Here is a 19,577-nt window from a genome sequence, read left to right on the forward strand (position 1 = left end):
ACCGACGAATAATCGACAGACAAAACAAAGATATGATAATATTTATAAAGACTATAGATTTAATAGACTTTTTTAAGGTTATTGTAGAGATTTAGCTATACATAAATATACAAAGCCTCCAAAATGACCCTATCACGTTGATTGACAGGGTCATTATGGAGGCTCGCACAGTATATTATTACGATCTACCGTATGGTACTACCGACTTGTATCTGACTTCCCGGTTGTACAAAGTCCAGACGACCATCAGCATCTTCAGCCATCAGGATCATTCCTTGCGACATAATCCCTTTAATCTCTCGTGGCTCTAAGTTGACCAAAATAGATACTTGCTTTCCGACAATATCTTCCGGTTTGAAGAACTCGGCAATACCCGAAACGACGGTGCGTTGGTCAATACCGGTATCTATTTTTAGTTTTAATAACTTTTTGGTTTTCGCCACCTTTTCTGCTTCCAGAATAGTTCCAACACGCACATCCAATTTGACAAAATCATCAAAGCTGATGTTCGCTTTTGCCGGCGCAGCCGGAATGACTTTCTTAGCGTTGTTCGCCTTCGCCTGTTCCAGCTTCTGCAATTGCAATTCCACCTGCTCATCGGTAATTTTCTCAAACAATAAAGCAGCTCCATTCAATTGATGTCCAGACGGAAGCAAAGATGCTTGGCCGGCGTGCTCCCACGGTTGCGCAGGCAGATTGAGCATATCAAACAATTTTACAGCAGTCTTTGGTAAGAATGGCTGGGCCATGATCGCCAAATTAGCCACGATCTGCGAAGCCACAAATAGCACCGTTTTCACACGTTCTTCATCCGATTTCACCACTTTCCAAGGCTCTTCATCCGCCAAGTACTTGTTTCCTAAACGGGCGGCGTTCATGAAATGCGTCATCGCTTCGCGGAAGCGGTATTGCGCAATTGATTGTTGAATCAATGCGGGATATTTTGAGAGCTCTTCAAAAACACCATTATCTTCTGGTGTCAATTTCGTGCCTAAGCTCACCGCACCATCAAAATACTTGTGCGACAGCACCATGACGCGGTTTACAAAGTTACCCAAGATGGCTACCAATTCGTTGTTTACACGAGCTTGGAAATCTTTCCACGTAAATTCACTATCGGACGTTTCTGGCAAGATCGAGGTCAAGACGTACCGTAGCTCATCTTGCTTGTCTGGGAATTCTTGCAAATACTCGTGCAACCACACGGCGTGATTACGGGATGTGGATAGCTTCTCCCCTTCTAGGTTCAAAAACTCATTGGCAGGCACATTTTCCGGCAGGATATAATCGCCATGAGCATGCAATATCGCGGGGAAGATAATACAGTGAAATACGATATTGTCTTTACCAATGAAGTGAATTAATGTAGATTCTTCTTCCTTATTTTCTTTGGCTTTCCAATAATCTTCCCAGTTTTTGCCGTGATCCAAGGCCCATTGTTTGGTTGCCGAAATGTATCCAATCGGAGCATCTAGCCACACGTACAATTTTTTGCCTTCGGCCTCTTCCAATGGAACGTCTACACCCCAATCCAAATCGCGTGTCATCGAGCGCGGTTGCAAACCCGATTTCAACCAAGATTGGCATTGCCCGAATACGTTAGATTTTAAAACATCTTTTTTGCCTTCGATGAGCCACTGCTCCAACCAAGATTGGTATTTATCCAATGGCAAATACCAGTGTTTGGTTTCTTTCAATACCGGCGGTTTGCCGCTGAGCGTGGATTTGGGATTAATCAAATCGGTCGGACTGAGTGACGTACCGCATTTCTCACACTGATCGCCGTACGCACCTTCGTTTTGGCAATGCGGGCAAGTACCCGTAATATAGCGGTCGGCCAAAAACTGCTGAAACTCTTCGTCGAAATATTGTGCAGAGAAGCGCTCGATAAACTCGCCTTTATTATATAAGTTCAGGAAAAACTCTTGTGATAATTCGTGGTGAATCTTTTCGGATGTACGGTGATAGATATCGAATGATATACCAAACTCCTCGAAGCTTTCTTTGATTTGCTTATTGTATTGATCGATGATTTCTTTCGGCGTTACTCCTTCTTTTTTTGCTTTGATGGTGATCGCCGCACCATGTTCATCCGAGCCACATACATATACCACATCTTTACCCTGCAACCGCAGAAAACGAACAAAAATATCAGCTGGAATATAGGCTCCTGCTAGATGCCCGATATGCAACGGTCCGTTGGCGTAAGGTAAAGCAGAAGTTATTGTATAGCGATTTTTACTTAAAATATCCAATGTATCTCGAAAATAAATGTTAATATTAAACAGCAATTGAATGAATGGCTGTGTAATAGCAAAGATAACTCAAATTGCGCGATTTCATAATTGGTTTTGCGGACTATATTTATATAATAAGGGGAATTGTGATGAAAACACCTCCGTACCTTAAAAAAGGAGATACTGTGGCTATCGTGTGTACGGCTAGTGCCGTGAAGGGTGGCATAGCAGATGGCATTAGGATATTGAAAAGCTGGGGATTACAGGTATTGGTAAGTCCGTCGGTGTCGGCCACGTGGCATACTTTCGCGGGTAGCGACGCATTGCGTCAGGAAGATTTGCAGCAAGCATTGGATGATGGTGCTGTGAAGGCCGTATTTGCGGCGCGAGGTGGTTATGGCACGGTACGGATCATCGACGCTATCGATTTCACCTCATTCGCCCAAAACCCCAAATGGTTGATCGGTTTCAGCGACATTACCGTGTTGCATAGCCATATTCAACGACAAACCAGTGTGAAATCTATTCATGGACAGATGCCCAAAAGCTTTGAAAAAGGAACAGCTCCCTCTTTGGAATCGCTGCGCCAAGCCCTATTTGGTGAAGATCCTGCAATACAATATACCACCGCAAATGCTGCACATCGGGATGGCGAAGCCGAAGGTGAACTGATTGGTGGGAATTTGGCCATTCTGCAAAGTATTTTAGGCTCTGACTCCGATCCCGAGTACGACGATAAGATTTTGTTTATCGAGGATGTGGGCGAAGCTTTGTACAATACCGATCGCATGCTGCGCACCTTGAAAAGAGCGGGCAAACTAGCAAAACTTCGGGGATTGATCGTTGGTGGATTTACGGCCATCCGAGAGAGCGATCCGCCATTCGGGCAGGATGTACCCCAGATCGTGCGAGAAATCGTTGCAGAATACACCTACCCAGTAGCTTTTGATTTTCCGGCAGGACATATCGAGGATAATCACGCGCTTGTATTTGGTGCAACAGCTCAGTTATCGGTCGCGCATAATAGGATAAAACTTACTTACATTTCATAACATGAGAACTACAAAAGGAAAAGATATTGGATTACTCATAATTCGCCTAACTATTGGCGCGAGTATGATGATATTTCACGGAATCCCAAAAGTTAGCGGTGGAGTCGAAAAGCTAGAAAGTATAGGAAATTCGATGAAACACGTTGGTATTACATTTATGCCATTGTTTTGGGGAGGCGCTGCCGCTACTGCAGAAATTCTTGGATCATTACTATTTATGATCGGGCTCTGGACAAGACCAGCCAGCGTTGTATTGGCTGGAACAATGTTGATGGCCAGTATCTACCATTTAGGAGAAGGTCATGGCTGGGCAAAGTCATCGCATACGATCGAGTTGTTTTTTATATTTATTGCTGTTGCTTTGATGGGCGCTGGCAAGTATAGCGTGGATAAGAAATAAGCTATCCGACAAACCAATTTAACGCCATCACGCCAAACAATCCGATCAGGGAAACTAAGGTTTCCATCACCGACCAAGAGCGGAAGGTATCGCGCATGCTTAATCCAAAGTAGGATTTGAACATCCAAAAGCCGGGATCGTTTACGTGAGAAAACATCAAACTTCCTGCGCCCGTGGCCAACACCATCAGCTCGGGGCTCGTTCCTGTCGCTTGCATCACAGGTAATACGATGCCTGCGGCAGTCAATCCAGCAACCGTGGCAGAGCCAATAGCTAAGCGAATAACCGCGGCAATAGACCAAGCCAACACCAACGGTGATAAAGCTAAGTCGGCCGTACTTTCTGCGATGTAGACCGCTACGCCGCTATCAACGAGTACTTGCTTGAATACCCCCGAAGCACCGATGATAAATAAGATCATCGTAATACCTCGAATCGCATCTTCAATGCCTTCGGATTGTTGCTTTAAGCTTCTTCCTTGCCGTATTCCCATCGTATACATCGCTAACAGTGCTGCAATCATCAATGCCATCACGGGGTCGCCTATAAAGCGAACCGTAGCCAAAGCTGTCGATCCTTCTGGCAAGAACAAATGCGCAAATGAACCGATGGCAATCAGCAAAACGGGAAATAATCCGGTAAACAAACTAATGGCAAAACTTGGCATCGGTCGACCTTCGGTAGACGATGGAACGGTAAATAATTCTGGCGGTGGATTGGTGGCAATACCTTTCAACGTACGCCCGAAAAATGGACCACTAATAATGATCGCAGGAATAGCGACGATAATGCCATAAACCATCGTAAGACCAATATCTGCCTGATATGTGATGGCAATAGCGGTAGCGCCCGGATGTGGTGGCAAATAACCATGTGTGACCGACAGCGCTGCTAACAAAGGAATGGCTACATACAACATCGGCAACCGATTGGCCGCACAAACCATGAAAACAAAAGGCACCAATACGATAAAACCGACATTATAAAATAAAGGAATACCGACGAGAAAACCGGTGAGTACCATGGCCCATGGTAGATTGCGGACACCAAATACATCAGTCAATACCCATGTGATGCGTTCGGCTGCGCCGCCATCGGCCATCAGCTTTCCTAATATAGAACCAAAAGCGAGCAACAACGCGAGTTGTCCCATAGTGGTGCTCACACCTGCTTCGACGGATCGCACAATGTCCATACTGTCCATCCCCATCGCAAAACCTACAACAATAGAGGTAATCAACAGGGAAATAATGGTATTGAGTTTTACGACAGTTACTAAAAGCAAAAGCAGCAAAACGCCAAAAAAGACAATGACTAAAGGCATGCGTTTTAGAATTATAAAGGTTAAAATTCGTCTTTCAACTTATCGTACAAGCGTTCGAATTGCCGAAAGTTTTTCATATAGATCAGGTGATGTTCTTTATTGGGCACATAGGAATCGGCTTCGCTTTGCACAGCGGCATGATCTTCTGCGTTGACCTTTATTCCTAATGCTTCCAAACCAACCAATACAGCACCCCAAGCAGAACTTTCTACTGTTTCTTTTACAAAAACCGGTTTGTTAAATACATCTGCCAAAATCTGTACCCATACTGGGGAGCGCGCTAACCCGCCGCTCGCATAAATGGTATGAATCGGGCCAGTGGTTTCTTCCAACGCGAGCGCTACGCTGTACAGCGCAAACAGCATTCCTTCGATCATAGCTCGGCCGAAATGGCCTTTGGTATGTTGCAATTGAATGCCAAAGTAAACGCCTTTGGCATTGGCATCCCAATGGGGCGCACGCTCGCCAGTGAGATAAGGCAGAAAGACCAATCCATCCGAACCTGGATTAACCGAATTGATGACTTCGTCGAATAACCGGGAGGTATTGATATCTTCTGGTAGATGCGTCAGCTCGGTCATGAACGTATCGCGAAACCAATTGCGTAAGACTCCACCATTGTTGACCGCGCCACCGACCACAAATTGCTTTGGGTGCAGCAAATAACTAAACACGCGCTGTTTCTGATCTGCACTGGCATTGTTGCTAATTACGCGTACCGCGCCACTCGTTCCGACGGTGACAGACGCAATTCCAGGATGTGTAGCGCCAACGCCCAAATTGGCCAGACAACCATCGCTAGCTCCAATCACAAATGGAGTTCCGACAGGAACACCTAGCTCAGCAGCTCGTTCTGCATCTTGCAAATGCATAGTATGCTGAATGGCTACCGGTTCGGAAAGTTGATTGGATTGTATGCCTGCAGCTGATAATGCGGGCTCGTACCAATTTAAATGCTCGATATCAAACAAGCCTGTGGTAGACGCAATAGAATGATCAATCACATAGTTTCCAAAAAGACGAAAGAATAGGTATTCCTTGATGCCAATATATTTGTGCGCACGCTCAAAGGTGTCTTTTGCATGCTGCTTCATCCATCTGATTTTGCAAAGTACCGACATCGGGTGGATCGGCGTACCTGTTTTCAGATAAAGATCCAATCCCTCTGGCGTTTCTTTTAGCGCAGCGGCAACTGCTTCACTTCGCTGATCGGCCCAAATAATGCTATTGGTAATGGCATTTCCTTCTTCATCCATCACGATCAGTGCATGCATCGCGCTACTTAAGGAAATACCTTGGAGCGTTTCGTCCGGATATTTCTCACGCAGCACGCTCATCACCTCCCTTACCGAGTTGATACAAGCTTCATAGATCTCGTTGGGATCTTGCTCGTAATAACCGGCCTGTGGCGTTAGGATCGGATACGTGATGCCGTGTTGCGCAAGTACTTCGCCATGAAGGTCAAACGCAACTGCCTTAGTAGATGAAGTACCAATATCTAAACCAATGATCATAGTATCTATAATTGCGGAGGCCTTGATTCATCAAGGCAGATGCCTGAAAAAAGCCTTATCGAAATAGCAATATACAGATTTTATCCTACAATCGTTAGCTTATGGCCTTACAATCTAAGATGCGGTCGGCATTAATACTTTGCTGGCGTACCGGCTGCTGGAATACTGTTTTTAATAAAGGTACGGATATCTGCATTCCCTTGTTCCAAATCTGGCTTGCGTAAGTACATCATGTGCCCACTACGATATCCTTTGAAAGACATACGGTCTTGCAGACGACCCGATGGATCCATCTGCCACATCGTATATTTAGCATTGAAGTAATCACAGGCACCATCGTAATAGCCAGATTGCACCATCAGGTGCAGAAAGGGATTTTGCGCCATAGCTTGTCGCAAGTTTTCGCCCGTGCGATCATTGCTGCGATCCCAAGGATATACCGATCCAAACATATTGTATTTGACGTCGGTAGCAAAGTTGAGTTCATTACGCATATAGTGGTTGATAGCTGGCGTAAAGGCATGCAACCAAGCGGTGAGTTCGGCATTGAAATCTGGGCGCTCGCCACCATCTTTACGATCTATTCCGCGATAGCGAGAATCTAAACGACCTACGGTGTAGCCACTATCGCGCAATAATTCTTTCCAAAAAAGATTGGGGCTTACATCGAGGTTATTTTGCAGAATCACTTGCTCTGCAAGACCCGAATAACGCGCCATTTTCGTAGCCGCAGCTTGACGCTGATCCGAGGTCAATAAACCCCCTTTTGCCAAGGTCGGCAACAATTCATTCATCGCAAAAGCTTCTACTTCTGGCAACAATTCTTCCAAATCCCGACGTTGCAGATCGGCTGGTAATTTTTGATGATACCAGGCAGTCGCTGCATAATACGGTAAGCGCAAGGCCATATCTACCGGCCCGCCGCGTTCGATGCCGAGCGTAGTCGGTGATACGAGTACCACACCATTCAGATACATCCAATGAGAACTTTGTAACTCCAGAGCCAGACCCGAAACGCGTGTGGTGCCGTAGCTTTCGCCAATCAGGTATTTCGGAGAATTCCAGCGATTGCGACGCGTCACAAAGGTATTGATCCATGAAGCTAAATATTTGACATCAGCATTCACACCAAAAAACGTATTGGTATTGACGTCTTTGTCTAAGATGCGCGAGTAGCCGGTATTGACAGGATTGATAAAGACGATATCGGCAATATCGAGAATAGAATAGGGATTTTTACCGATGCCATACGGCTGAACCGGATAACCTTCGTCATCAATGTTTAATAAGGCTGGCCCAGTATACGCAATCTCCATCCAAACGGAAGCAGAACCCGGCCCGCCATTAAATGAAATCACTAAAGGGCGGTTTTCTTTGGCTACGCCATCGCGTTCGTAATAGGTATAATCGAGTGTTGCAATTGCATCACCCTTCTCATTCCACACCGGTTGCGTGCCTTTATGGGCGGTGTATTTGATGGCTTGCCCAAGAATAGTGGTGCTATGTTTGGTGGTAATGATAGAATCCGCCGGAATGGCTACTTGCGCCAAAGAGGATAAAGCTACGAAGCAAGTCAAGAATAGCGTAGCAGAAAAGTATCGTTTCATAAGATTGTGTTAATCGGAATTATCGTTAATAATCCCAATTTACTAAAATCCTAGGTGCTTGCCGCTATGTTGTAATTATATTACAAAGGCCTTGGCATGCCAGCTTTCCTGAAATGGTATTTCCCACTGGTCTGGAAACTCTTCTCCAGTAGTTAATAGATTGTTGAAAACGATGGTATTTGAAGCTATTTCACCCGCTTTGACCAGTTGCGCAAACTCATTGCGTGAGACCAATTGTACCGCACCTGCTGCATCGCGGTACGCCACCATCAATCGATCAAACAATCCAATGTTCAACTCTTGCTCCAGTTTTTTCAACAGATGTACCGATTTATCGACCGAGCAACCGGTAGTACTTGCAACAGATTCGTCGACTTCCAATACGATAAAAAGATGGTGATAAATGCTTGCTTTGCCGGCTAGCTGATCGCCGTGCGCTGTCCAGCCCGCTACAAATTGCTCTAAAACAGAAAAGGCTTTTGCTTCTTCGGCTTCGGTGAAGAACCGATCAGCCTGATATATCCATACTTTTTTCATCACCTACTATTTTTAATGTATACAACAGGATAACAGAATGTCTTTTAGCAACAGCTACTCTTAAGCTGCTGCCATAAGCTTAGTGCGTGTAGTACGGCGAGATCATCAAATAGACAATCACTCCCGTAACTGCTACGTACAACCACATCGGATAGGTAATTCTCGCCAAACGCTTGTGTCGCTCGTACGCTCCAGCTATCCCACGTACAAAGGTAAACAGTACAAATGGAATGATGATAATGGATAGCAGAATATGACTAATTAGAATAAAAAAGTACACTAAGCGGATAAAACCTTCGCCACCATACGGCGTAGAAACCGACGTCATGTGATAGGCCACGTACATCACCAAGAATAATGAGGAGCACACCATACAAACCTTGATTAGGTTTTCGTGCAATTTGGCATTACCTTTCTTAATAGCAGATACCGCCCACACCAATAAAACGGCCGTAAGGCCATTGATGCTAGCATAGATCGGCGGCAAAAAGCTCAAAGGCTTCACATCGTAACCTAACTTTTGTAAATTGACACCAAATAAAACAGCTACCGCAATCGGTATCACGATAGATAAGGTCCAGATAATACCCTTATACTTTTTCTCTTCCGCAGTCATTGCCATAATAACCTAATTTCTTTCTACCCGAACCGGGTTATCTCTTATTTCTTCTACTAGTTGCAGTTTAATTTCATCTTCTAACCTTTTCAGCTCTGCATGCTGACTCAATGGATAGAAGCCTCGAATGCGGTGCTTGCCATCGATGAGGATAATCTGATCATCGATCATATATCTGGTCGAATCTTGTGGGTCTCGATTAGCGTTGAGCAACATTTGCTCACGCGCATAGGTCAACATATCTACGGAAGGATTCCCTACGATATGCCACTTGCGACGATCCAGATCGCCAAAGCGATTGGCCATCTTCGCCAAAACAGGTACGCTATCTCTCGGATCTACCGTAATGGAAAACAGATGCACACTGGCCTTGCTCGCAAACTTGGTAGCCAAATGATCCATATAATCCAACGCAATATCAGAAAAGGAAGAATCGGCGCTATAAATCAAATGCGCTACGCTGATAATAGAATCATTGCCCATCCAAGAAACAGGACGACCATCCCAATTGGTCAATGACAAGGGATCCAATTGATGATAGATTGTATCAGGTCGTTCTCTTCCCATGACACGACGCATCTCACCAGACAAAGATTTCTCTCCGTAAATGGGTAATTTGACGTACTCATGGCGACCCAAGTTCTCCATCAATAAATACAAAAATCCTGGCACAAAGAGTACAATGGCCAGGATTATAATTTTTGAAAACTTCATTGGACGAATGACTGGATTCATCTATGTATATCGTTCTATTAATTGTTCGGATAAACCGGATGCGACTGTAGCGCTCCAGAAAGGTAGCTACCTTCTACCAGCATCAGCACAATAAAATAGGCGATGAATATAAAGACAATAGTGCTACATACAATGAAACTCGATTTCTCGAACTTCAAGTGCATAAAGAAAGCTACAATATAGTATGCTTTCACTAAGGTTAGCATAATATAAATGATATTAACCAACATGCCCTTCTGCAAAATCTGCCAGTGGTGTACAAAACCAAGGGCGATTAAAAACTCTAGTGCCGTCAGTGCCAGCAAGACAAAGAATACGGACCAGATTTGCTTAGCTCCCATGCCTTCATGGTGCTCGTCGTGCGCTGCTGCTGTATGATCGTGATTAGACATCGTATATGTTGTATTACAGGATAATTATTAAATAAATCAGATAAGGTAGAAGAACGTAAATACGAATACCCATACCAAATCCACAAAGTGCCAGTACAAACCTACTTTTTCTACCATCAAATAGGTACCGCGACGCTCGAACGTATTGTTCAACGTCATACAAAGGATGATGATATTAAGCAAGATACCAATCGATACGTGGAAACCGTGGAAACCAGTGATCGTAAAGAACAGGTTAGAGAACTGCAAAGCAGCGGTGTAAGAAATCTCTCCAGTGAAGTATGGTTTCAAGGCTTCTACAATAGCTGTCTCGCCTTCCAATCCTGTTGCTGGATTGCGACCAAACCAGAAACCTTCATGGTGTAAGTGAGTCCACTCAATAGCCTGACATCCTACGAACATCAAACCACCTAAAATCGTCCACAACATCCATTTGATAACAGCAGCACGATCATTGCGGTGACCAGCATCTACGGCTAGCACCATCGTAACAGATGACATAATCAAAATAAAGGTCATGATACCGACGAATACCAATGGCTGTCCACTTTCGGCAATACCTGGGATAGATTGAAACACTTTATCAGGGTCGATCCAAGTCGCATTAGCGAACTTCTGAGCGCCATAATAAATTAAGAACGCAGAAAAGGTGAACGCATCAGATACTAAGAAAAACCACATCATGATCTTTCCGTATTCCAAGTTCCACGGTGATTTACCACCACTCCAAGGTCCGTCTTTAACCTTATCCAATTGCGATACAGTCGTTGTACTCATTGTTTAGTTTTATTGATTCAAAAGTAAGAAAACATAAATATAAATCCATAATAGATCCAGAAAATGCCAAAAAATAGTGGCTATTTCCATTCTAAATTGGTTTTTATCTGTCGAGATCGGTCTTGCTGCACCAATGTAACAGCGTAACAAAACGATCAATCCGGCAATGATATGCATCAAGTGTAACCACGTAAACACATATATAAATGATTGCGAAGCATTGGGATTCTGAAAATAAATACCCCGATCAATTAATGTAGACCATGCATTGATCTGCGATACAAAGAATACGATGCCTAAGGCAATCGTGATCAGTAACATTAATTTCTGACGACCTAGTTGCCCGGCTTTTGCCGCTGTGTACGCCATGTGTATCGTAGCACTACTTAATACGATCGCTACGGTACTATAAATAAATGCGTAAGGCAATATCGTTTTGATCCCTTTATCGATACCACTAGCGGTGTACACAATGAAACCGCTTGACAGCGCGGCAAACATCATGAACATACCAATCATGCCGAGCCAAAGGTTGAACTTCTTGGCTTTGCGAGATTGTACTAATTGCTCATTGCTATCCATCATCTTATCCATTCCTCCTTAAAAGGGTATAAAATCTACTAATAATGCGATCTGTAAGATCGGTAAGTACGCAAAAGACGTAAACATAATCTTACGCGCGGTACTATCTTGGGGTGATTGTATATGTTGGTATCCGTACCAAGTAAACAACAATCCACCCAACAAAGCGATGATGGTAAAAATCCATCCGCCAAAACCATAATACATCGGCAGAAAACCTACAGGAATCATGGCGATACACGATAAGAATAGCAACCAAGCTGACGCTTTATCTTTTCGTGTGGTGGGCAATAAGCGAAATCCCGCTCTTTTGTAGTCCTCATCCGCTACCCAAGCTATCGCCCAGAAATGTGGAAACTGCCAGACAAACTGAATCATAAAAAGAACTAACGGCGTAATGACTACTGCTGCCTCGCTTACTGCACTATAGGCTAAACCAAATCCGGATGCCTCAAATGCCGCATAATAACCGATCAACGGTGGTAAAGCGCCTGGAAAAGCGCCCACAAAAACCGCGATGGGCGACTTTTGCTTGAGCGGCGTATACACAAATGCATATAAGAAGATGGAAAACACAGACAGTAAGCCTGCAATAAAATTCAACTCCACTAACACCAACGTACCGGTAATGCCCATGAATACGCTCAATACCAAGGCCTGACCATTGGTCATCCTTCCTGACGGCAACGGACGATCTTTCGTACGCTCCATCAGCTTATCCAAATCCTTCTCAATGATTTCATTGAAGCCATTTGCTGCTCCGGTTACCAAAAAGCCACCTAAAGTCAGCAAGAGCCAATTCGTCCAGATGATGTCTCCTCCCTGTTGAACAGCACCAATCAAAAACGATATTGAGGCCGAAAACACAACGGTTAACGTTAACCTCAACTTGACAAGCTTATTAAAATCCGAAATAAACGTCCCCATGGATCATCATCAAATTAATTCGCCGCAAAAATACTTTAATGCATGTAATACACACGTCATACTTTTGCTTTCGTCATCAACAACATTACGTAGTATTGAGCTCCGAAAAATAAGCTCGCAACGACTAAATGCGTTGTCTGCATATATGGCGGTAAAGCAAAGCGAGCAAGGATAATACCTGAACCCATTTGTACAACCGCCAATACTATTACGATCAAAGCATACTTGCTTTGAATACTTTCTTTATTAAACCTGTTTTTGACCATCCAACACATCACCAAGGTCAATCCAAAAGTGATATAACCTAGAATGCGGTGATAATCATACGCCGCACCAATCGCTTCTATCCATCCGCTACGCGGAATATCTTGCCCTCGCAATACATCCACCAATTCGCGAACCTCCGTACCCATGATGATTTGTATAAACAAAACCATCAATGAAGACGCGGCCAACCATTTAATACCCACAGACGATTGGTTTACCAGCAAAGTCTTATTGCGTTTGGTGGTGGCCAAATAGAAGGTGTAAATAGCAATTGCCAATATCACTAATGCCAGTACCATGTGAATGGTAATAATCCATGGCATTAAGTTGGTAGATACCACAATAGAACCTAGCCAAGCTTGAATAACTACAACAAAAAGATTAAGAACGCTCCATATGGTAATGGCTGGAATACTTCTCTTATACTGTAAGGAGAAATACGCCGTCGCCAACAAACAAAATCCAACGATAACACCTACTAAACGATTGATATACTCCGTCCAAGTTTTGGCAGCATTGAATTCTTCGTGCACTAAGATGGATGGATCAGTACGGATTTGTTCCGCTTCTTTCTGAAAACCAAAACGCTGTACTATCTTGGCAAAACGCTCGTTTTTCTTTTGTCTTCCCTCGATATATTGTTGCTCATAGCCTTCTGGCAATTGCGATATATCGGTTGGAGGAATCACACGATTGAAACATTTTGGCCAATCCGGACAACCCATTCCTGAGCCCGTGCTCCTCACAATACCACCGGCCGCAATCACCAAAAACAAAAAGATTATTGTAATCCTATTGGCAATGACAAATCGTTTTTCAGTGGCAGGATACATGGGTAGATGCAATCAATACAATTAATTTAGCCTGAAGGCAGATATGACTTCAGGCTAAACACATATTAATGAAATGTTACGTCTTCGCGGTCATTCTCCTTATTCCAAGCTTTCTGGATACGGATAGCTTCTTCGTCTCCTTCGAAATCATGCAAATGATTCGAACTCATCGTTTGTGAATATGGAATATGTTGAGGAATGAAATCTTCATCGTGCCCCGGCTTAGAGTAATCATATGGCCAACGGTGTACTTCAGGAATTTCTCCTGGCCAGTTACCATGGAAATGCTCTACCGGAGTAGTCCACTCCAAAGTATTGGAATTCCAAGGGTTCTGTGGAGCACGTTTGCCCAACCAAATCGAAGCAAAGAAGTTCCACAAGAAAGCTACCTGTGCTAATGCAGAGATAATCGCTGCCCAAGTGATCAAGATGTTGACAGACACCCATTTTTCCATGAATGGAAAATCAGTGAAAGAGTAATAACGACGTGGAACGCCATCGATACCCATAAAGTGCATCGGGAAGAATACGAGATATGCACCGATAAATGTCATCCAGAAGTGCAAGTAACCCAAACGCTCGTCCATCATTCGGCCAAACATTTTAGGATACCAGTGATATACACCACAAAGCATTCCGAAGATCGAAGCAGACCCCATTACCAAGTGGAAGTGAGCTACTACGAAATAGGTATCGTGCAAGTTGATATCTAATGCCGCGTTACCTAAGAAAATACCCGTAACACCACCAGATACGAAGAAGGAAACCATACCAATGGCAAACATCATCGCTGGTGTAAATCGGATATTACCGCGCCACAACGTCGCGATGTAGTTAAAAGCTTTTACTGCTGATGGTACCGCAATGATCAACGTCGTGATCATAAACACACCACCTAAGAATGGACTCATACCGGTAACGAACATATGGTGACCCCATACGATGAAGGAAAGTACCGTAATACCCACTAGTGAATAAACCATCGCGTGGTAACCAAAGATTGGTTTACGTGCATTAGTCGAGATAACTTCCGAAGTTAAACCTAAAGCTGGCATCACTACGATATATACCTCCGGGTGACCTAAGAACCAGAATAAGTGTTGGAACAAGATTGGAGAACCACCTTCATTCGGTAGGATCTGACCACCAACTACTAAATCAGATAAGTAGAAAGAGGTACCTGCCGATCTATCAAAGATCAACAAGACAACGGCAGAAACTAAAACTGGGAAGGATAGCAAACCAACGATAGCGGTTAAGAAGAATGCCCAGATTGTCAAAGGCATTTTCCAAAGATCCATCCCTTTTGTACGCATGTTCAAGATTGTACTCACATAGTTAGTACCACCTAACACTTGCGACGCAATGAATAGCACCATACTCGCTAACCACAAAGTCATACCTAAACCTGAACCTGCGATAGCAGTTGGTACGGCCGACAATGGTGGATAGATTGTCCAACCAGCTGAAGCTGGTCCAGACTCGATAAAGAATGAGGCAATCATGATGATACAAGCTACAAAGAAGAACCAGTATGAAAGCATGTTCATCAATGGAGACGCCATATCGCGTGCTCCGATTTGATAAGGAATCAATAAGTTACTAAATGTACCTGATAAGCCGGCTGTCAATACAAAGAACACCATCATCGTACCGTGAATAGTAACTAATGACAAGAAGAACTCTGGTTTAATACGACCTCCCTCAGCCCATTTTCCTAAGAAAACTTCTAAGATTGGAAATTCAGCATCTGGCCACGCAATTTGAATACGAAACAAGATGGATAAAACCATAGCAAATACGGCCATGATAATACCTGTGATCAAGAATTGCTTCGCGATCATCTTATGATCTTGGCTAAACACATATTTAGTCAAGAATGTCTCATGATGATGGTGATGATCGTGAGAATCGTGATCTGCTGCGCCGTGCGATATAACTGTAGTTGACATATCTAAAATTAAAACTCTTTAAAAAATTAATTTAATGAAGCTGTTTTCAACGTTTCTTCACCTTTCTCTGCCTGAGCATATTCTTGCTGCAATGCTTCTGTGAAGAATTTCGGTTGTTTAGCAAGCCATTCTTTATATTCTGCTTCAGTTACTACTACTACTTTTTTCTGCATGTTGAAGTGACTGGATCCACAGATCTTAGCACACAACATCACGAAGTCATACGATTGATCGTTCAACTTATCACGCATATCACGTGTCGTAGTCGTTGGTGTAAACTGGAAGTAGTTCGTCATACCCGGTACAGCATTGATCTGTACTCTGAAATCTGGCATGTAGAAAGAGTGAATAATATCTTTAGAGATAATATGGAAACGTACAGGCTGATTTACTGGCAACACAATCTCTGCACCTTGTACATCATCCCACGCAGTTTTATCGGTGAAATCGATACCATACGCATTTGTCGGTGAGGTCAATTTGTAATTACGTTTACCAATAACCCCATCAGCACCTGGATAACGTACCGTCCACATAAACTGCTCACCCATTACTTCTACCTGAAGTGCTGAATCTTGCAATTCTTGAGGAACGTTAGTAATCTTTCTCCAAGTAAAGAAACCGAACAATACCAATACTGTCAATACAATAGCTGGTACAATAGTCCACAAACGCTCGATTGAATCGTTGTGCGGATAGAAATAAGCTTTGCGATTTAGACGCATACGGTATAAGTATGCGAATACCAACAATAGGATGTGCACGACAATCATCACAAACGTGGTAATGATCAACGTGATGATAAACATCTGATCTATATCTTTACCGTGTTCGGTAACTGCTGCTCTCCAAGACCATACTCCCCAAACTGCGTAAGAATAATAAGTACCAACTAGGAAAAACACTAAGAAAACCAAAAATAAGGCTGCCTGAAGGTTGTTATTCGCTAATGGATTGTACTTACCATTGATACGGCGCGATAAGGTATAGATATGTTGTATCTTACCAATAACTGCCACGATGATACAGATCAATAAGAAATACATCAAGTAATAGGTGATGTCCTTATACACTTGTGCATCGATCTGCTTATCTGCCTCTACCGATGCAGTTGTTCCATCTGTTGTTGCTTGCTCATCCGGAGAAACTACTGCTGACGCCGTGGTATCACCAGAGGCATCATCTGTAGCTACGGTAACGCTATCTACCTGCGCTTCGTCACCCGGCGTAGCCGTTTCATCCATTTGGACATTACTTACGACCGAATCTTGTAAAGATGCGGAAGCAGGCAAAGCCACCACTAAATTCAACAGGAGCAAACAGCCTATTATCGTCTTGAACTTGTTATATTTTGTAAACTTCATTTTCTATAAAAACGTTTATACGTAATACGCTACTTAACCCTTAAATCTGATGATGCAAACTCTCATCCAAGAACGGATGATGTTTCGGTGCTAATGCATGTTTGCTCAACTTACTAAGCACTAGGAAGGTGAACAATCCGGCAAAACCAATCGCTGTACCTACCTCAATGATACCAAAACCGCGGTGAGCTTCTACTGTACCTGGCATAATCATAATGTAGTAATCTAGCCAGTGACCCAAAAGAAGCAAGATAGCTACACACATCATGAATGTTTCTTTACGTTTTGCATCACGATCTACTAACAATAGCAAAGGTGCTACAAAGTTAATCACGATACTCAACCAAAACCAAGGCTTGTACTCTGGCTCCCATCTTTTGTAAAAGTATACGGTTTCTTCCGGAATATTAGAGTACCAGATCAACATAAACTGTGCAAACCACACGTAAGTCCAGAAGATCGAGAAACCGAACATCAATTTACCTAAATCATGCAAGTGGTTTTCATTCACCCATGACATATATCCCGCTTTCTTCAATAAGATCAATATCAATGTAATCGCTGAGATACCACTTACCCACATTGCTGCGAAGTTGTACCAACCGAACATCGTAGAGAACCAGTGTGCCTCTAAAGACATGATGGTATCGAATGACCAGATTGGCGTGGTAAAACCAAAGATTACTAAGAACAATGCTGAAAGCTTAAAGCTCTTTTTGTATCCATTCAATCCACCGTTCAAATCTTCGTTGTATGATAATTTTGCTAAGATAAAAGCGAAGATACTATACGAACCCATGAATAATACCTGACGGATTAGGAATCCTGGTACATTCAAGAATGCTGCTTTACCTGCTACTAGTGCATCGTAGTTAGGACTTGTTGGATCTGTAAGACCATCTGCATGCCAGTGGTGATATAGATTGTGTGTGTATAATCCTAGACCAACGATGATCAATAAAATTAAAGATGCAATTGGTAATACACTTGCCATTGCCTGAGGTATGCGTAATAAACCTGCAGACCAGCCAGACTGAGTGACTAATTGTAGCGCCACGAAGAATGCGCCAGCGGCACATACGCAAGTGAAATAATAGCCCATCAATAATAAATTGGCGTAAGTACGCTCATGGATGATGTGATCATGCGACAACAAACCCCATGCAATACTTGCTATACCAATTACAACAGCGACTATGCTCAAAATTTTGGCTACGCCACCAAATTGAAACTGCTCGCTAAAATTATAATCGTGATGATGATTGTGAGTTCCCATTTATTAACTTGATGTTTAATTATTTCTTTTGTAATTCTTGCACATACATAACAACTTTCCACCGATCTTCTGGTGAGATTTGTGATGCGTGTGGCCCCATAGAGTTCCATCCGTAGGTGATCGTGTGAAAGATCTTACCTGCTGTCAAATCAGACATTTGCCCACCACGTGAAGATGGAGTTCCTGCCGATTTTTGGTAAGAAGGCGGCTCAGGAAAGTTTTCCAAAGCACGTTTGCCTCTTGAATCTTCTACTTCTCTGTCTTTCGTGATCGTACCATCACCATTTCCTTCTGGTCCGTGACATACTGCACAGTATGTCACATACAATGCATGTCCTTCCTTCAAGTTTTGCTCGGTAACAGTTAATGGATTGGCTGTGATCTCCGCACCTGCTAACTCATATCCTTCTACACTATTTTCGTAATCGAAACGGGTGAAACCAATCGGTGTAGTACCTGTTGGAGGAGTCTGAGCTGTGATTCCGTTCTTAAAGTTTTTATTCGGTTGATCTGGATTGAAAGCAATCGGATCATACATATTGCGAGAAAATTCCCAACCTGTACTACGAGTAGTACCGTCTCCGCAAGCAGAAACTACAGCAGCTAATGCAACCGCCGCACATACAGTTCCAAGAAAGTTCTTCTTATTCATAGCTAACATATTTCCTTTCATTGTATTTAACCTCTACTGCACCAGCGTCTTTCAACAAACCGTCAATAAGGTTGTGATCTGTATTTTCTTTCGCATCAATAGCAATGATAAATCTATCATCAGATGCGCGTAAGTCCATCACACGAGGTGCACGACCTGGGAATAAGTGATTGCGGTAGAAAAATGTAGCCACCATACCCAATGCACATAATAGGATCGTTACCTCAAAAGTAACTGGTACAAAGTTGGGCAGAGGTAATGAAGGCTTACCACCTACATTCATTGGCCAATCGTACGCCGTTGTATAAAACAGCAAGCTAAAACCTAAGATCGTTCCGGTAGCACCTGCAATAAAAGCGGCAATCGGCAAGCGAGAAGGCTTTACGCCTAACTTCGCTTCAATACCGTGAATCGGCATCGGTGTATAGCAATCGTAAATGCTGATATTGTTCTCTTGCAATTTCTCAATCCCGTGCATCATCTCGTCGGGATCTGCAAAACTACCTAGTATATATTTTGTGTTGCTCATTGCT

19 protein-coding genes are annotated in these 19,577 nt (G+C 43.3%); 2 read left to right on the forward strand and 17 right to left on the reverse strand.

Translation table 11 applies throughout. From position 1 onward, the window contains the following. Nucleotides 1-185 precede the first annotated feature (185 nt). Nucleotides 186-2,255 carry a methionine--tRNA ligase gene (gene metG / locus GKO22_RS02180; RefSeq protein ID WP_206367780.1) on the reverse strand — a complete coding sequence of 690 codons (2,070 nt, stop codon included), beginning with the start codon at nt 2,253-2,255 and terminating at the stop codon, nt 186-188. 131 nt (nt 2,256-2,386) lie between these two features. Here metG and GKO22_RS02185 point away from each other — a divergent pair, with 131 nt between their 5' ends. Both GKO22_RS02185 and GKO22_RS02190 read left to right on the forward strand, forming a co-directional pair. Continuing rightward, nucleotides 2,387-3,289, forward strand: coding sequence for a S66 peptidase family protein (locus GKO22_RS02185; RefSeq protein WP_166332933.1), 903 nt, complete (start codon nt 2,387-2,389; stop codon nt 3,287-3,289). A 1-nt stretch (nt 3,290) separates the two neighbouring features. After that, on the forward strand, nt 3,291-3,689 hold the full coding sequence (locus GKO22_RS02190; RefSeq protein ID WP_166332461.1) for a DoxX family protein: 399 nt from the start codon (nt 3,291-3,293) through the stop codon (nt 3,687-3,689). Between the two features lies 1 nt (nt 3,690). Here GKO22_RS02190 and GKO22_RS02195 read toward each other — a convergent pair whose 3' ends face one another. From GKO22_RS02195 to GKO22_RS02270, 16 genes are all read right to left on the reverse strand, one after another. Continuing rightward, nucleotides 3,691-5,040 carry a gluconate:H+ symporter gene (locus tag GKO22_RS02195; protein ID WP_317165698.1) on the reverse strand — a complete coding sequence of 450 codons (1,350 nt, stop codon included), beginning with the start codon at nt 5,038-5,040 and terminating at the stop codon, nt 3,691-3,693. After that, on the reverse strand, nt 5,034-6,527 hold the full coding sequence (locus GKO22_RS02200; protein ID WP_166332463.1) for a gluconokinase: 1,494 nt from the start codon (nt 6,525-6,527) through the stop codon (nt 5,034-5,036). The genes GKO22_RS02195 and GKO22_RS02200 overlap by 7 nt, the downstream gene beginning before the upstream one ends. A gap of 131 nt (nt 6,528-6,658) precedes the next feature. Beyond that, nucleotides 6,659-8,134 carry a S10 family peptidase gene (locus GKO22_RS02205; RefSeq protein ID WP_166332464.1) on the reverse strand — a complete coding sequence of 492 codons (1,476 nt, stop codon included), beginning with the start codon at nt 8,132-8,134 and terminating at the stop codon, nt 6,659-6,661. 75 nt (nt 8,135-8,209) lie between these two features. Continuing rightward, complete coding sequence (locus GKO22_RS02210; RefSeq protein ID WP_166332465.1) at nt 8,210-8,671, reverse strand: ABC transporter ATPase; 462 nt, start codon at nt 8,669-8,671, stop codon at nt 8,210-8,212. A gap of 79 nt (nt 8,672-8,750) precedes the next feature. After that, entirely contained in the window at nt 8,751-9,293 is a 543-nt protein-coding gene (locus tag GKO22_RS02215) for a DUF420 domain-containing protein (RefSeq protein WP_166332466.1), read from the reverse strand. Nucleotides 9,294-9,299: 6 nt separating this feature from the next. Then, entirely contained in the window at nt 9,300-10,022 is a 723-nt protein-coding gene (locus tag GKO22_RS02220) for an SCO family protein (RefSeq protein WP_166332467.1), read from the reverse strand. A 17-nt stretch (nt 10,023-10,039) separates the two neighbouring features. Continuing rightward, the gene (locus GKO22_RS02225) at nt 10,040-10,414 is read right to left on the reverse strand and encodes a cytochrome C oxidase subunit IV family protein (RefSeq protein ID WP_116775095.1); all 375 of its coding nucleotides are present in this window, start codon (nt 10,412-10,414) and stop codon (nt 10,040-10,042) included. Nucleotides 10,415-10,450: 36 nt separating this feature from the next. Then, on the reverse strand, nt 10,451-11,191 hold the full coding sequence (locus GKO22_RS02230; protein WP_116775096.1) for a cytochrome c oxidase subunit 3: 741 nt from the start codon (nt 11,189-11,191) through the stop codon (nt 10,451-10,453). A gap of 9 nt (nt 11,192-11,200) precedes the next feature. Further along, nucleotides 11,201-11,785, reverse strand: coding sequence for a cytochrome c oxidase subunit 3 (locus GKO22_RS02235; protein ID WP_166332468.1), 585 nt, complete (start codon nt 11,783-11,785; stop codon nt 11,201-11,203). A 6-nt stretch (nt 11,786-11,791) separates the two neighbouring features. After that, nucleotides 11,792-12,700 carry a heme o synthase gene (cyoE, locus tag GKO22_RS02240; RefSeq protein WP_166332469.1) on the reverse strand — a complete coding sequence of 303 codons (909 nt, stop codon included), beginning with the start codon at nt 12,698-12,700 and terminating at the stop codon, nt 11,792-11,794. A gap of 56 nt (nt 12,701-12,756) precedes the next feature. Then, nucleotides 12,757-13,800 carry a COX15/CtaA family protein gene (locus GKO22_RS02245; protein ID WP_166332470.1) on the reverse strand — a complete coding sequence of 348 codons (1,044 nt, stop codon included), beginning with the start codon at nt 13,798-13,800 and terminating at the stop codon, nt 12,757-12,759. A 65-nt stretch (nt 13,801-13,865) separates the two neighbouring features. Further along, the gene (locus tag GKO22_RS02250) at nt 13,866-15,752 is read right to left on the reverse strand and encodes a cytochrome c oxidase subunit I (RefSeq protein ID WP_240920084.1); all 1,887 of its coding nucleotides are present in this window, start codon (nt 15,750-15,752) and stop codon (nt 13,866-13,868) included. Nucleotides 15,753-15,778: 26 nt separating this feature from the next. Beyond that, a complete protein-coding gene (locus GKO22_RS02255; protein ID WP_206367781.1) occupies nt 15,779-17,116 on the reverse strand; it encodes a cytochrome c oxidase subunit II in 1,338 nt (445 codons plus the stop codon). Between the two features lie 40 nt (nt 17,117-17,156). After that, nucleotides 17,157-18,392, reverse strand: a complete 1,236-nt coding sequence (locus GKO22_RS02260) for a quinol:cytochrome C oxidoreductase (protein ID WP_116775101.1) — start codon at nt 18,390-18,392, stop codon at nt 17,157-17,159. 19 nt (nt 18,393-18,411) lie between these two features. After that, nucleotides 18,412-19,044 carry a c-type cytochrome gene (locus GKO22_RS02265; RefSeq protein WP_317165690.1) on the reverse strand — a complete coding sequence of 211 codons (633 nt, stop codon included), beginning with the start codon at nt 19,042-19,044 and terminating at the stop codon, nt 18,412-18,414. Continuing rightward, a complete protein-coding gene (locus GKO22_RS02270; protein WP_116775103.1) occupies nt 19,037-19,573 on the reverse strand; it encodes a DUF3341 domain-containing protein in 537 nt (178 codons plus the stop codon). The genes GKO22_RS02265 and GKO22_RS02270 overlap by 8 nt, the downstream gene beginning before the upstream one ends. Nucleotides 19,574-19,577: the final 4 nt, after the last annotated feature.

It is taken from the genome of Sphingobacterium chungjuense (genome assembly GCF_011316935.1).
Classification (GTDB): Bacteria; Bacteroidota; Bacteroidia; order Sphingobacteriales; family Sphingobacteriaceae; genus Sphingobacterium; species Sphingobacterium chungjuense.

Coding starts and splice junctions, on each gene's coding strand:
- GKO22_RS02185 (WP_166332933.1), top strand. CDS start 2,387: ATGAAAACACCTCCGTACCTTAAAAAAGGAGATACTGTGGCTATCGTG.
- GKO22_RS02190 (WP_166332461.1), top strand. CDS start 3,291: ATGAGAACTACAAAAGGAAAAGATATTGGATTACTCATAATTCGCCTA.
- GKO22_RS02200 (WP_166332463.1), bottom strand. CDS start 6,527: ATGATCATTGGTTTAGATATTGGTACTTCATCTACTAAGGCAGTTGCG.
- GKO22_RS02205 (WP_166332464.1), bottom strand. CDS start 8,134: ATGAAACGATACTTTTCTGCTACGCTATTCTTGACTTGCTTCGTAGCT.
- GKO22_RS02210 (WP_166332465.1), bottom strand. CDS start 8,671: ATGAAAAAAGTATGGATATATCAGGCTGATCGGTTCTTCACCGAAGCC.
- GKO22_RS02215 (WP_166332466.1), bottom strand. CDS start 9,293: ATGGCAATGACTGCGGAAGAGAAAAAGTATAAGGGTATTATCTGGACC.
- GKO22_RS02220 (WP_166332467.1), bottom strand. CDS start 10,022: ATGAATCCAGTCATTCGTCCAATGAAGTTTTCAAAAATTATAATCCTG.
- GKO22_RS02225 (WP_116775095.1), bottom strand. CDS start 10,414: ATGTCTAATCACGATCATACAGCAGCAGCGCACGACGAGCACCATGAA.
- GKO22_RS02230 (WP_116775096.1), bottom strand. CDS start 11,191: ATGAGTACAACGACTGTATCGCAATTGGATAAGGTTAAAGACGGACCT.
- GKO22_RS02235 (WP_166332468.1), bottom strand. CDS start 11,785: ATGGATAAGATGATGGATAGCAATGAGCAATTAGTACAATCTCGCAAA.
- cyoE (WP_166332469.1), bottom strand. CDS start 12,700: ATGGGGACGTTTATTTCGGATTTTAATAAGCTTGTCAAGTTGAGGTTA.
- GKO22_RS02245 (WP_166332470.1), bottom strand. CDS start 13,800: ATGTATCCTGCCACTGAAAAACGATTTGTCATTGCCAATAGGATTACA.
- GKO22_RS02250 (WP_240920084.1), bottom strand. CDS start 15,752: ATGTCAACTACAGTTATATCGCACGGCGCAGCAGATCACGATTCTCAC.
- GKO22_RS02255 (WP_206367781.1), bottom strand. CDS start 17,116: ATGAAGTTTACAAAATATAACAAGTTCAAGACGATAATAGGCTGTTTG.
- GKO22_RS02260 (WP_116775101.1), bottom strand. CDS start 18,392: ATGGGAACTCACAATCATCATCACGATTATAATTTTAGCGAGCAGTTT.
- GKO22_RS02265 (WP_317165690.1), bottom strand. CDS start 19,044: ATGAATAAGAAGAACTTTCTTGGAACTGTATGTGCGGCGGTTGCATTA.
- GKO22_RS02270 (WP_116775103.1), bottom strand. CDS start 19,573: ATGAGCAACACAAAATATATACTAGGTAGTTTTGCAGATCCCGACGAG.